Origin of the sequence: Stenotrophomonas sp. G4 (genome assembly GCF_003428825.1) — a bacterium.
Classification (GTDB): Bacteria; Pseudomonadota; Gammaproteobacteria; order Xanthomonadales; family Xanthomonadaceae; genus Stenotrophomonas; species Stenotrophomonas indicatrix.
The window spans coordinates 2,309,521-2,323,568 of record NZ_CP031741.1 but is presented as its reverse complement, the minus strand read 5'-3'; the positions used below and the strand labels follow the sequence as shown (position 1 = coordinate 2,323,568).

Genomic DNA, 14,048 nt, shown 5'->3' with positions numbered 1-14,048 from the left:
CCGTTGGCCGCAGGCCGCAGCGTCAACCTGCGTCGGTGGCTGCGCCCACATCATGCAGGCTGCGCAGCTTCTTCTTGTTGATCTTGCCCACGCTGGTGCGTTCCAGCGAATCGACGAAGCTGACGCGGTCGGGGATCGCGTAGCGGGAGATATCACCGGAGCGGCTGCGTGCTGCGACCAGTTCGATGATCTCCGCCTCGGTCACATCGCTGCCATGCTGCCGGACCACCAACGGCAGCGGTCGTTCGCCCCATTTCGTATCGCTGATGCCGATGACCGCGACCTCGTTGACCGCCGGATGCAGGGCGATGATGTCCTCCAGGGCGAGCGAGGAGATCCACTCGCCACCGGTCTTGATCACATCCTTGATGCGGTCGGTCACGCGCAGGTAGCCGCTGCCATCGATGTTGCCGATGTCCCCGGTGTGCAGGTAACCGCCGGCCCATAACGCCGTCGAAGCGTCCGGATTGTGCAGATAGCCCTGGGTGAGCCAGGGCGTGCGCACCACCACTTCCCCGGTGGCGATGCCATCGTGGGCAACATCATTCATGCGTTCGTCGACGATGCGCAGGTCAACCAGCGGCACCGGAATGCCGGCCTTGGTGCGCAGGGACAGCTCCTCGTCCGGGCCGTCCACGGCGTCGGCATCGATCTGCGCGAGGGTGAGCAGCGGGCAGGTTTCGGACATGCCGTAGCCACCGAAGATGTCGATGCCACGGGCCAGTGCCTGCTGCGCCAGTGCCCGCGGTAGTGCCGCGCCGCCGATGATCACCTTCCAGCGGCGCAGGTCGGTATCGGCAGCGGTGGGATGGCCCAGCAGCATATGCAGGATGGTCGGCACGCAGTGCGAGAACGTCACCTTCTCGCGGGCGATCAGCGCCAGCAACGTGCCCGGCAGGTAGCGGCCGGGGTAGACCTGCTTGATGCCCAGCAGCGTGGCCACGTACGGCATGCCCCAGGCATGGACATGGAACATCGGCGTGATCGGCATGTAGACATCGTCGCGGTGCAGGCGGCCCTGGCTGGACGCGCTGCCGAGGGCTGCCATCGCCGCAAGCGAGTGCAGTACCAGTTGCCGATGGCTGAAGTACACGCCTTTGGGCAGGCCCGTGGTGCCGGTCGTATAGAACGTGGTGGCGCGGGTGTTCTCGTCGAAGTCCGGGAAGCGGGTGATGGGCGTGGCCTCGCGCAGCCCGGCCTCATACTCGGTCGCGAAACCCGCTGGCAGCGGGCCCTCATCATCATCCAGCAGGATGCGCGTGCGCATGTCCGGCAGCTGTTCTTCGATGGCGTCCAGCACCGGCAGGAACTCGCGGTTGGCCAGGATCACCCGCGCACCGCTGTGATTGAGCGTATAGGCAATCTGCTCGGGCGCCAGGCGGATGTTCACCATCATCAGCACCGCTCCGATCATCGGCACGGCGAAATAGCTCTCCAGGTAGCGGTTGCTGTCCCAGTCCATCACCGCCACGGTATCGCCGCGCTTTACCCCGAGCGAGGTCAGCAGCCCGGCCAACTGGCCGATGCGCGCCTGCAGGGTGCGGTAGTCGAAGCGGACCTTGTCGCCGTAGACGATTTCCTGCCGTGGACGCACTGCCAGAGGTGTCAGCAGCAGCTGCTTGATCAGCAGGGGGTAGGCCTGAGGCTCGGCGGCGGGCGCGTCTGCGGCGGTGGCGAATGACATGTGATCTTCCTGATGGGGCGGCGCGTCAGCGGCCGCGGGCCGCGGGAATGGACAGCTGCTCGCGCAGCAGCGGCGCCTCCGCGCGTGGGCTCGGCTGGATGAGTGTATCCTGCGGCAGCGCTCGCGCTGGATCTTCAAGGTGTTCCCACACCTGGTCCATCGCCGCGAACAGGTAGGGCAGCAGCGGGACGTAGCGCTTCCGGTAGTCCGGGAAGGCCAGCAGCGAGTCGAAGTGCTGTGCCTTGTTCACCCGCCAATAGGCGATCTGCGCCCCGGCCTTGCGGGCAAGTGGCACGTAGCGATCACTGGTCATGCTGATCGGTACGAGCCCGTCGTCCAGGCCATGGATGACCACGATCGGCAGGCCGCGACGCGGCGCCTTGGCAGTCGCTGCGGTGATGCCGGCGCGTACCCGTCGGGCATCGGCGCTGTCACTCTCGCCAAGTGCGCGCAAGCAGCGCAGGCCACGCAGCGGATCAGCTGCTGCCCCGGTGGCATTGCCGTCCACCAGAACCACGCCGCTGCCCGGCGGGATGCCACTGCCCTCGCTCCACCAGGTTGCACGAACCTCGGCCGTGGCCGCGTGGGGTCTGCCGTCGGTGCCGGCGGCCGAGAAGCTGTACGCGCAGGGATGTTCACCCGTGGCGTAGCGTCCATAGGCTGACGAATAAGTCGCTGCGATGGCGCGCCACAGATCGAAACCGGTGGAGAATGCACCGGCGCGAAGTGCATCGGCGCTCAAACCCGCGTCGAGCAGCTGCTGCCGTGCCGACCGTGCCTGTGCTGCAGTGTCATCGCCTTGCACCAACCCAGCGGATTTCAGCGTGGCACATCGCTGGGTCCACCCTGGCACGGCCTGCGCCCGCATCGGCGGTTGTGGTAGATCGTCCTCGGTCAGCAGGGCGCAGGGCATCAGCAACGCGGCCTGGGTGACGAAGTCGTACAGCGGCGGAGCGCCGGCCACCGAGACATTGGGTTCGCCGGCCACCATCGCATCGAACCAGTCGCCTTCGATCTCCGCCGCGCGCAGCACGGCGCCACCGCCATTGGATACGCCCACGCCCAGCGTGCGTGTATTGGCCGCAGTGAACGGGGCCGATTGCGGATAGGCGCGGTCCAGCGCCTGCAGGCCGAACTGCAGCGCCTGCAGCAGATGGCGGCCCCAGTCTGCTTCCGGGTTGTCACCGGAATGGGCATGTTTGAAGGCGATTCCCTGCGCGGCTGTCGCACCCGCAGGAATGAAGGCCAACGCGCCTTGGCTGGCTGGCGTGCCGTCTGCCTGGAAGCCGGCCTTGGCGTCCAGATCGTAGTAATCACTGCCGGCGCCCTTGTCGGTATAGGCGACCGCGCAGCCATGTGCCAGGCCCCAGCTGCCGGCAACCGCGATCGCGCCATGGATGCCACGCGAACCGGAAGATGCCGCGACGACCAGGCAGCGCCGCGCGGCGTCGAAACTGTCGGGCACCTGCACCAGTACCCGATGGGGATGGCGGGCGCCGGGAACGCGCGCATAGGCGGAGAACTCGCGGCCGGGTACCGCCTGCAGGCTGCCGTAGACACCGCCAAAGCCGCCGCCGGGTGTCAGGTCGGCGATGCCGCGCCAGCTGCTCCAGATCGCACGACGCCGTGCTTCCTCGGCCGTGGGCTGGGCCGGGTTGGCAAACGCCGGCGCGGTGGCCGAGCGCAGGGCGTCGATGCCCAGGCCTGCGGTCAGCAGTTCGTCGCTGCCGCGATGCACGGTTTCCCGCCACTGCTCGAACACCGGAACAGCGGTGGTGGGGCGGGGCGGGGCGGCGTGAGTGCTGGAGATGCTGCCCAGAAGCAATGGCAGCGCGGCGCACAGCAGCATGACGGGGCGGTGGATGTTCATTGCTCCACCCTAACCATCCGGGCGGCGCACGCCAGCGTACCTTGGTACCCGTGCCCAGGCGCAGGCGATTTGCTAACCTCGGCTGGACATGCCGACCCTGCTTATCGCCGATGACCACCCCCTGTTCCGCGCGGCGCTGCATCGCGCCGCCGAAGAGGCGGTGGCTGACCTGCAGATCAGCGAGGCCGATTCGCTGCACGGCGTGCTCGAAGCGATCGAGAGCCAGCAGATCGATCTGATGCTGCTGGACCTGCACATGCCGGGCAACCACGGCCTGGCCGGACTGGCGACCATACGTGCGCTGCAACCGGGGCTGGCGATCATCATCGTTTCGGCCAATGAAGAGCCGCACGTGATCCGCCGCGCCATCGACCTGGGCGCAGCCGGGTACCTGCCCAAGAGCTCCGGCCTGACTGACCTGCAGTCCGCACTGCAGACCGTGCTGGAAGGTGAGCGCTGGATACCGGCGCTGCTGCGCGAGCCGGTGGCGCGGGTGGCTCCCTTCAGCAAGGACGCCGATCTTGCCGCGCGCTTGTCCAGCCTGTCCGCGCATCAGTACAAGGTGCTGAGCCTGGTGGCCGAAGGGCTGCTCAACAAGCAGATCGCCGACCGGCTGGGCGTGCAGTTGCGCACGGTCAAGGCACACATGACCCGCATCATGGGGCGACTGGGCGTGCGCAATCGCGCGCAGGCCATCCGCGTGCTGCACGAGATGGGGTTGACCGACCCATCCCGGCAGATCGAAGACGCGCAGGACGGCTGATCCTTCGTCAGGTCCTTTCCGTGCTGGCCGTTGCCAGCAGATGGTTGATCGCCCAGCGCAGCGCCAGCGGCTTGAACGGTTTGTTCAGCAGTGACAGGCCCACACTGCGCACCGCCTCGCGCGTGTCATTGCCGGTATCGGCGCTGAGGATCACCGTCGGCCGCGCGCCATGCACGGCGACGAGGCGCTTCCACAGTGCGACGCCGGTATCGCCCTCATCAAGGTGGTAGTCGAACAGCCACAGTGCCGCCTCATGTGCGGACGCGCCCATCGCAGCGACATCGCGCGCGGCGATGACATCGCAGCCCCAGGCAAGCAGCATCAGCCGCATTGCCTCCAGCGCCTCCGCATCGTTGTCGACCACCAGCACGCGGATGCCCTTGATGCTGCTGTTGCCAGCGGCGGGCTCAGTGCGTGGCGCCTCAGGCGGCGCTGCACGCGCCACGGTGATGGAAAAGGCCGAGCCGCGATCCAGTTCGCTTTGCAGTTCCAACGGTGCATGCAGCAGGTCGGCAATGCGGTGCGCGATGGTCAGGCCAAGACCGAGGCCCTGGCCATTGCTGCGGTCGCCACGGTGGAATTCCTCGAACACCACGGCTTGTTGCTCCGGCGCGATGCCGGGGCCGCTGTCATGCACGCCGATCGACAGTGCCTGGCCGTGCCGGCGAACGCCCAGCAGTACGCCGCCACGGCGGGTGTAGCGGATGGCGTTGGCCAGGAAGTTCTGCAGTACGCGGCGCAGCAGCAACGGGTCGCTGTGCACCCACACGCGGGTGCGCACATGGCGGAACTGCAGGCCGCGCGCCGCGGCCAGCACCGCGAACTCCTGCGCAAGCGGCTCCAGCACGGTCGACAAGGCGAACGGGCGCGGATCGGCCACCAGGCCACCGGCTTCCAGTCGCGAAATATCCAGCAGGCCCGACAGCAGATCGTCGGTGGAATCCAGCGCGCCGCGAATCTGGCGCAGGAAACTGTCCAGGAATTCCGATTCGATGTGCTGCGACATGGCGTCGGTCAACAGCTGCGCCGCATGCAGGGGCTGGATCAGGTCATGGCCGACTGCGGTCAGGAAGCGGGTCTTGGCCACGTTGGCCCGCTCGGCTTCATGCACGGCCTGTTCAAGCCGGGCGGTGCGGTCCTGCACGCGGCGCTCCAGGGTTTCGTTACTGCGCTTGAGCGCGTCCTCTGCCCGCCGGAACGCGGTGACATCGGTGAAGGTGGCCACGTAGCCGCCACCGGGCATCGGGTTGCCTCGGATCTCAACGATGGTGTTGTCCGGGAAAATCCGCTCGGAAAGGTGCGGCGTGCCGCGTCGCATGTGCACCACCCGCCGCTGCAACGCCTTGTCGCGCGAGTCACCAGGGGTGTCGCCGATCTTCAGCTGTCCCAACGCCCACGCCGTCAGGTTCGACACCGGTTGCCCCACCTGCAGCAGTTCCGGCGGGAACTTGAACAGCGCGGCGTAGCGGCTGTTCCAGGCCACCAGCTGCAGCTGCGCATCGACCACGCTGATGCCCTGGCTCATGTTCTCCAGGGCGGCCTCCAGCAGGCGTTGGTTGAAGCGCAGCACCTGGGTGGCTTCACCGACCGCGCGGGTAACAGCGTCCAGCGGCGCAGCACCACCATCGCGTGCCGCCTCCACCAGCAGCCGCGCCATGCCTGCACCGACCACGGCGGTCAGTTCGCGCTCGATGGCGGTCACCCGGTCGTCGTCCAGCATCTGCCCGGCGTGCCCGTCCATCAGCTGGCGTGCCCGTTCCTGGCCGAGGAAACGACCAGCCGTCTTGCGCAACGACGCCGCGGCCACCGCGTCCCGCTGGCGAGGCATCGGTGGACGCACCGCACGCGACACCAGCACCACGGTTACCAGGTTGACGGCCAGGCTGGCGCCCATGCTGATGGCGATATGGCCCGGCTGCATGCGCAGCGAGAACATCGCCAGCCAGTGCAGTCCGTCGGGACCGGCCGACGCCAGCGGGGCAGGGAGCACCATGGGCAGCAGCACCAGCCACAACCAGACCAGCGAGCCCAGCACGATGCCGGCAATGATGGCCGGGGAGGGCGTGCGCGGACGGTATACCGCCAGCAGCACCGCCGGTGCCAGTTGCGAGAGTGCGGTGAATGACATCAGGCCGAAATCGCTGAGTGCCTCGGTGCCACTCATCGCGCGGCTGTACAGCCACGACATCAGGAACACGGCGAGGATGCCGGCGCGCCGGAAGGCAAGCACCCGCGGTCGTAGATCCGCGCCGGTGTTGAAGCCATTGACGCCGCTCAGCAGGCGCGAGCCCACACCGTGGTTGCCGAGCATGATCGACAGGGTCAGCCCGGACAGGATCATCATGCCGGTGGCGGCACTCAGGCTGCCCAGGTATGCCAGCAGTGCCAGCAGGTGATGGCCGCGCTCCTGCGGCAGGGCCAGCACGTACAGATCCGGCGTCATCGAGGGCGGCAGCTGCGCGGCACCGGCCAGTGCCATCGGCACCGACGGCAGGCCGATCAACAGCAGGTAGACCGGGAACAGCCAGCGCGCCGTCTTCAGGTCCGATGACTGGCGCAGCTCGACCACGCCCACATGGAACTGATGCGGCAGGGTGAACGCGGCCATGGCACCGAGCGCCACCATGGTCAGGTAATCCGGCACCACCGCCGGCGGCGGCAGGTGCGCCATTTTCTCAAGCAGCGGCGTGCCGGCCTTGTGCACCGATAGCGCGGCATACAGGCCAATGGCCAGCAGTGCCGTCAGCTTCAACAGCGATTCCAGGCCCAGCGCGACCACGATGCCGCGGTTGTGTTCGGTCGCCGATGCCTTGCGTGCGCCGAACAGGGTGGTGAACGCCGCCATCGTCAGCGCGAACCAGAACGACACGTCCAGCTGCCAGCCAACCGGTGCGAACTGATCACCGAGCAGGGCGGCAAGGCCCTGGCTGACCGCTTTCAGCTGCAGCGCGATGTAGGGAATGATGCCGAACAGCGCGACCAGGGTGATGGTGATGCCCAGCCCTTGGTCGGCGCGCAGGCGCGCGACCACCAGGTCGGCGATGGTGGCACTGTTGTGCTGTTTGGCCAATCGCCCCAGCCGCACCAGGAACGGCAGGCCGAAGGCAAAAATGAGGGCCATGCCGATCAGTGTCGGCGGAATCGGGAAGCCCCATTGCACGCCCTGCGAGGCAGCCCCGTAGTAGGTCCACGCCGTGCAGTGCACGCCCAATGACAGCGCGTAGATGGCTGGCCATACCTTCGACAGCCGATGCCCCTGGCGTTCCCCCCACAGGGCGACGCCGAACAGCAGCACGGTCCACGCGATGCAGGCGAACAGGACGATGGAGGGCGTCAACATCGCTCCAGTGTAGAGAGAACCGCGGCCGGCGGGCAGCCGGCCCGCCCCGCGCGGGAGGACGGTGCGGCGCTAGTCGGCGAGCACGATCAGCGACAACTGTTCGGCGACCACGGCTGTCTCGCCGGCGGGAACCACTTCCACGGTCTTGTGCTGGGTCAGCAGCCACTGCCCGGACCTGCGCGCTTCCAAGGACATCAGCTGCGAGCGCACCCGTACATCGGAACCGCTCGGCACCGGCGCCAGGAAGCGGACCTTGTTCAAGCCGTAGTTCAGTACGTGGGCGATGCCGGGAAAACCGGCCAGGGCCGCCACGTCGTCCTCTACGGTAAGCGAGAGCAGAAGGAAGCCATGGGCGATGGTCAGCCCGCCCGGCAGGCCGGTCTGTGCGCGGGCCGGATCGGTGTGGATCCAGTTGTGGTCACCGGTGGCCTCGGCGAAGGCATTGATGCGCGACTGCGCGATGCGCGTGCTGCCGCTCAGCCGCTCGCTTGCCGCCCATTGGTGCAGGGCCTGCAGGGCGGCAGGCAGCGCATCCCTCGACACGCCGGAACTCATCGCACGCGCTCCAGCAATGCCAGGATCGCGTCACGCGCCTCGGGCTCGGACAGCATCGGCGCATGGCCTACCTCCGGTACCTCAACGAGGCGGGCGTTGGGCGACGTGGCGGCCATCTGCTGCGCGACATCGGCAGGCAGGATGTCCGACAACGCTCCGCGGACCACCAGCACCGGCACCCGCGAGGTCAGGCCACGCACAGCGCGCCACAGCACCGGGCGCAGCAGCCACAGCACCCACGGCCGCGTGGTACGGATCACCGCCGGGTCGTAGTCCAGCTCCAGCAGGCCATCGCTGCGCTGGCGGAACGTGCGTACGGCCATCGCCCGCCAGTCGTCGACGGTGAAGCGCGGAAACGCGGCCTTGCCGATGGATTCCACATAGGTCGTGGCCTGTGCCAGGTCCATCGGTGGCACGGGCTTGCCGGCGTACTTGCCGATCCGCGCCAGTGCTTCGCGCGGCACCTTGGGGCCGGCATCGTTCAGAACTGCTGCGGCGATCAGCCCGGGCGCACGCGAGGCCAGGGTGATGGTGACCAGCACCCCCAGCGATGTGCCGACGAATACCGCCTTGTCGATGTTCTGCGACCGCAGCAGCGCCACCATGTCGTCGGCATAGGTGCGCGGGTTGTAGCTGGACGGGTCCGATGCGCGTTCCGAACCTGCGCGTCCTCGCAGGTCAACCGCGATCACCCGCCAGCCGACGGCGGTCAGCGATGCGGCCAGCGCATCGAAGTCGGCGCCATTGCGGGTCAGGCCGGGGATGCAGACCACGGTGCCGCGCGCCGGCTGCGCGCCTGCAGGTGCATGGTCACGCGCATGCAGGCGCAGGCCATCGTCACTTTTCCAGTACAGATCATCGTAAGACGGTGTCATGCAGAAGCTTCCTAGAAATCGTAACGGACACTGAGGCCATATTGGCGCGGCGGCCCATAGAAACCAATCAGCGTGCCGACCGCCGGAATGTTGTAACCGGTGGTGCGGTACTCCTTGTCGGCCAGGTTGGTGCCCTGCAGCGAGAAGGTCCAGGCGTCGTCAAGCTTCCAGGTCACGCCGGCATTGACCAGCCCGTAGCCGTCCTGGCGGATCACCGGGCTCAGATCGGTGGTCGGCCACACTTCACTCTGGTAGCTGTAGCTCACCCGTGCGGACAGGTTGCTGCCATTGGCCAGGTCGGTGCGGTACTCCACGTTCAACGCGCCCGAGAAGTCCGGTGCGTTGGTGAACTTCATCTGCTTGGCCACGTTGACGCCACGGTCCATGTACTCGTCATACTTGGCATCCAGCCAGGCCAGGTTGCCGGAGATCAGCCAGTGCTGGCTGGGCAGGTACTGGTACTCGATTTCCAGGCCGTTGATGGTGCCGGCGCCGGCATTGGTGAAATCGCCGAAGAAGGCATCGTCGACACCGTCGCCGTTGGTATCGATGCCGGTGAACACCGACAGCTGGATGTCCTTGTACTTGTTGTGGAACGCCGACAGGTTCAGGAACAGGCGCTGGTCGAGGAAGGCCATCTTGCTGCCGATCTCGAAGCTGTCGACCGTCTCGTCATCGAACGGCTCGGCCGAGCGTGGCACGGCAACGGCATTGGCGCGGATGTTGTAGCCGCCGGACTTGAAGCCACGCGTGGCCAGGCCGTAGACCATGATGTCCGGGGTGATCTGGTAATCCAGCGACACCTTGGGCGAGACGTTCTTGAAATTGGTCTTCTTGTCGAAATCGGCGGCGACCGCGATCGGACGGGTGAACGTCGCATCCGAGTAGAAGCGGTTGAGCACGATCGCGCGCTTGTCCTCGTCGGTGTAGCGGGCGCCGACGTCCAGCTTCAGCCTGCTGGTCAGGTCGAACGTCCAATCGGCATACAGCGCGATGCTGTCGGTGAGCACCTTGCCACGGGTGTCGCCGAACTGCAGGTTGAAGAAGTTGTTGCGGATCTGTCCACCGGCCTCGCCACTGAACTGGTACAGGCCCACCACGCCCCGCACGCGGCCGCCGGCATCGTAGTTCAGCTGCAGCTCGTTGCTGACCTGGTCGTCATGGTAAGTGCCACCCACATCGGCCAGCTTGACCGGCGTGCTGTCGAAGTCGATGTTCGCGTCGCTGTCCGATTCGCGCTTGGCCACCACGTATTTCAGCGCAACGTCTTCGCTGGGCCGCCAGTTCACCGTGGCCGAGGCGCCCTTGGTCTCCACGCTGTTGAGGTTGCGCATGCCCGAGCGGATGTCGTAGCGGTCATCCATCGGCGGGTAGGCGCGCACGAACGGGTTGGGTGCCAGCATCTTCGAGCCACGCATGCCCGACTGGTCGTCGATCCAGTCCAGGGCGAACTGCACGTCGAAATCATCGCCCGCATACGCACCCAGGTTGAAGCGCGCAGCATTGATCTGCTTGTCACTGACCGGCTGGTCGGTGAAGGTGTTCTCGCCGAAGCCGTCACGATTCATGCTGGCCACCGCCACGCGCGCGCGCAGGCCGCTGTCGGCCCCGCCGATCGGGCCGCCGATCGCCGCCTTGGCGTCCAGCTGGCTGTAGTTGCCGACGGTGATCTGGGCGAAGCCTTCGGTCTGGGTGGGCAGGCCGCGCGAGATGTACTTGATGGCACCGCCGATGGTGTTCTTGCCGTACAGCGTGCCCTGCGGACCGCGCAGCACCTCGATGCGCGAGACGTCGAACACGTCCAGCAACGCACCCTGCGGACGGGCGATGTAGACGTCGTCCAGGTAGATGCCCACGCCCGGGTCAGCGCCCCAGGTGGGATCGGACTGGCCGATGCCGCGGATGTAGGCGGTGACCGTGCTGCTGGCGCCGCGCGCCGCGTAGATGGTCAGGTTGGGGACCTGGCCATCAAGGTCGCTGATGTCCTGGACGTTCATCTTGTCCAGGGCTTCGGACGTAAAGGCGGTGACGGCAACCGGCACCTCCTGCAGGGTCTCCTCGCGCTTGCGTGCGGTCACCGTGATGCTGTCCAGGTTGGTGGCCGAAGCGGCGCGGGCCGCTGCTGGCGCGCCCTGCGGTGCGTCCTGCGCCAGGACCGGCCCGGTGGCCAACAGCGTGCCGATCATCAGGCTCAAGCAATTCCGTTTCATTCGGTCCTCCCCCAAGGCATGTACGCGGCGAATGGCCCATTGCCACCCATGGACGCTAGGCTAGCGGCGCGGTTGCGCACCGGCGAGTGGACCTAGGTCCAGTCGGCAGCGGTCGCCAGATCCGGATACTGGGCGCGTCCCCACCCGGAAGCGCCGTATGTCGTTACTGATCGTACTTGCAGCGCTGGCCTTCCTCATCCTGGTGGCCTACCGCGGTTACAGCGTGATCCTGTTCGCGCCCATCGCCGCGCTTGGCGCAGTGCTGCTCACCGATCCCTCGCTGGTGGCACCGATGTTCACCGGCTTGTTCATGGACAAGATGGTCGGCTTCCTCAAGCTCTACTTTCCGGTGTTCCTGCTGGGCGCCGTGTTCGGCAAGCTGATCGAACTTTCCGGCTTCTCCCGCTCGATCGTGGGTGCAGCGATCCGCTTGTTCGGACCGCAGCGGGCGATGCTGTCGATCGTGCTGGTGTCGGGCCTGCTGACCTATGGCGGCGTGTCATTGTTCGTGGTGGTGTTCGCGGTCTATCCGTTCGCGGCCGAGATGTTCCGCCAGAGCAACATCCCCAAGCGCCTGATTCCGGCCACGCTGGGGGTGGGCGGCTTCAGCTTCACCATGGACGCGTTGCCGGGTACGCCGCAGATCCAGAACATCATCCCGACCACGTTCTTCGGCACCGATACCTGGGCGGCTCCGGTGCTGGGTACGCTGGGCAGTGTGTTCGTGCTTGCGGTGGGCATGGCCTACCTGGAGTGGCGCCGTCGCGCGGCGGTGCGCAGTGGCGAGGGCTACGGAGACCCGGCCACCCTGGTGAACGAGCCGGCGCCGTTCGCAGGCACCCATCTGGCACACGCGGGCATTGCCGTGCTGCCGCTGCTGCTGGTGTTTGTGTCCAACAAGCTGTTCACCCTGGGCATACCGCAGTGGTACGGCGCCGAACACAGCTTCGTGCCGTCGATCATGGGCAGTGCCGCGCCGGTGGTGCAGGGCGTGGCGAAGATCACCGCAGTCTGGGCCGTGCTGGGGGCGCTGCTGGTTGGCATCCTGTCGGTGCTGGCGCTGGCCTGGCGCCCGGTGGTCACCCAGTTTGCCGAAGGCACCAAGGCGGCGATCGGTGGTGCCGTGCTGGCAGCCATGAACACCGCCTCGGAATATGGCTTCGGCGCGGTCATCGCCGCGTTGCCCGGCTTCATGGTGGTGGCCAACGCGCTGGGGGCGATCAAGGACCCCCTGCTGCATGAAGCGGTCACCGTAACCGGTCTGGCCGGTGTCACCGGCTCTGCATCGGGCGGCATGAGCATCGCCCTGGCGGCAATGTCGGAGACCTTCATCGCCAACGCGCAGGCTGCCGGCATCCCGATGGAGGTGCTGCATCGTGTTGCCGCGATGGCATCGGGCGGCATGGACAGCCTGCCGCACAACGGTGCGGTCATCACCCTGCTGATGGTCACCGGGCTGACCCATCGGCAGGCCTACAAGGACATTTTCGCAGTGACCATCATCAAGACCCTCGCGGTGTTCGTGGTGATCGGCATCTACTACGCCACCGGCTGGGTTTGACAGCGGCGTCGCAGCACCCTCTGGAAGGTCGGTCCACGAGGATTTCCGGTACCACTTCATCCACGACTCACGCATGAGGATCTGGTCATGAAATCTGGAATCGATTCAATCAAGGCGCTGTTGCTGCTGCTGTGCACCTGGCTGGCGACCACGGGTACCGCCTCTGCGGCAGACCCATCCGGGCATTGGGATGTCGGCCTGTACGGCAATCTGTTCGGCGCCCGCGAGTACCAGGTGTGGGTGCCGGCCGGCTACGACGAAACCCAGCCATTGCCCCTGTTGCTGGTGCTGCACGGCTGCGTGACCGGGCCGAACCTGATGGGCGAGGCCTCCGGCTTCAACGAGGTCGCCGACACCGAAGGCTTCATCGTGGTCTACCCGCGGCAGAACGTGACCTCCAACCCCACACGCTGCTGGAACTGGCAGCTGCCGATCAACCAGGCGCGCGACAGTGGCGAAGCCTCCATCCTGGCCGGCATCGTGGACAAGGTGAAGGCGGGCTACAGCATCGATCCGCATCGCGTGTACGTCACCGGCATTTCCGCCGGCGGGGCGATGACTTCGATCATGCTGGCCTGCTATTCGGATGTGTTCGCGGCGGGCGCGATCCACTCCGGCGGCATGTACAAGGGCGCGACCACGATCTCCGGCAGCGCCTATGCGCTGTTGGCCGGCAGCATCTACTCACCGGACAGCAACGGGCGGCTGGCCTGGCAGTGCTCGGGCTCGCCGTCGCCGCGGCCGATCCCGGTGCTGGTCTTCCATGGCACCGCCGACGCCACGGTGAACCCGATCAACGGGCAGCAGGCCGTGCGCCAGTTCCTGCAGACCAATGACCTGGCTGACGATGGCGTGGACAACGACTCGGTGAAGTACGTGCCGACCAGCACCTTCCACGGCCAGGTGCCGGGTGGGCGCGCCTACACGGTTGACTCTTACACCTATGGCGGCAGGACGCTGGTGCAGCATTACGTGGTGCAGGGGATGGGGCATGCCTGGAGCGGCAGCCAGTCCGGTTTGCCGTTCACCGATCCCACGGGGCCGGATGCCACGTTGATTACCTGGCTGTTCCTGAAGGATCAGCAGCGCTGAGTGTGGAGGCACAGGAGCAGGGGAGGCGGCGCCAGTGTGGGAGCGGTCGGCTCCCGCACTGGCGTGCGGCCTTTGCCTTGTAGCGTCGAGCCGACGGG

The 14,048-nt window shown here is 66.8% G+C and carries 9 protein-coding genes; 3 read left to right on the top strand and 6 right to left on the bottom strand.

Annotated elements, in window-relative coordinates; translation table 11 throughout:
- Window positions 1-22: 22 nt before the first annotated feature.
- Together D0Y85_RS10790 and D0Y85_RS10785 are read right to left on the bottom strand one after the other, a co-directional pair.
- Window positions 23-1,684 (bottom strand): fatty acid--CoA ligase, encoded by a 1,662-nt coding sequence (locus tag D0Y85_RS10790; RefSeq protein ID WP_117310450.1) that lies wholly within the window; start codon window positions 1,682-1,684, stop codon window positions 23-25.
- A 25-nt stretch (window positions 1,685-1,709) separates the two neighbouring features.
- Complete coding sequence (locus D0Y85_RS10785; RefSeq protein WP_117310449.1) at window positions 1,710-3,554, bottom strand: 3-hydroxybutyrate oligomer hydrolase family protein; 1,845 nt, start codon at window positions 3,552-3,554, stop codon at window positions 1,710-1,712.
- 88 nt (window positions 3,555-3,642) lie between these two features.
- Between D0Y85_RS10785 and D0Y85_RS10780 the strand changes: the two genes are divergently transcribed.
- On the top strand, window positions 3,643-4,317 hold the full coding sequence (locus D0Y85_RS10780) for a response regulator transcription factor (RefSeq protein ID WP_117310448.1): 675 nt from the start codon (window positions 3,643-3,645) through the stop codon (window positions 4,315-4,317).
- A gap of 7 nt (window positions 4,318-4,324) precedes the next feature.
- Here the strand turns inward: D0Y85_RS10780 and D0Y85_RS10775 are convergent, their stop codons facing one another.
- From D0Y85_RS10775 to D0Y85_RS10760, 4 genes are all read right to left on the bottom strand, one after another.
- Window positions 4,325-7,657 (bottom strand): PAS-domain containing protein, encoded by a 3,333-nt coding sequence (locus D0Y85_RS10775; protein ID WP_117310447.1) that lies wholly within the window; start codon window positions 7,655-7,657, stop codon window positions 4,325-4,327.
- A 69-nt stretch (window positions 7,658-7,726) separates the two neighbouring features.
- A complete protein-coding gene (locus tag D0Y85_RS10770; RefSeq protein WP_227416492.1) occupies window positions 7,727-8,212 on the bottom strand; it encodes a MaoC family dehydratase in 486 nt (161 codons plus the stop codon).
- Entirely contained in the window at window positions 8,209-9,087 is an 879-nt protein-coding gene (locus D0Y85_RS10765) for an alpha/beta hydrolase (protein ID WP_117310446.1), read from the bottom strand. The genes D0Y85_RS10770 and D0Y85_RS10765 overlap by 4 nt, the downstream gene beginning before the upstream one ends.
- An 11-nt stretch (window positions 9,088-9,098) precedes the next feature.
- Window positions 9,099-11,273 carry a TonB-dependent receptor gene (locus tag D0Y85_RS10760; RefSeq protein WP_117311911.1) on the bottom strand — a complete coding sequence of 725 codons (2,175 nt, stop codon included), beginning with the start codon at window positions 11,271-11,273 and terminating at the stop codon, window positions 9,099-9,101.
- Between the two features lie 181 nt (window positions 11,274-11,454).
- On the opposite strand from D0Y85_RS10760, the gene D0Y85_RS10755 reads away from it, so the two are divergent.
- Complete coding sequence (locus D0Y85_RS10755) at window positions 11,455-12,858, top strand: GntP family permease (protein ID WP_117310445.1); 1,404 nt, start codon at window positions 11,455-11,457, stop codon at window positions 12,856-12,858.
- An 87-nt stretch (window positions 12,859-12,945) separates the two neighbouring features.
- A complete protein-coding gene (locus tag D0Y85_RS10750; RefSeq protein WP_117310444.1) occupies window positions 12,946-13,950 on the top strand; it encodes a PHB depolymerase family esterase in 1,005 nt (334 codons plus the stop codon).
- The last annotated feature ends 98 nt before the right edge of the window (window positions 13,951-14,048 follow it).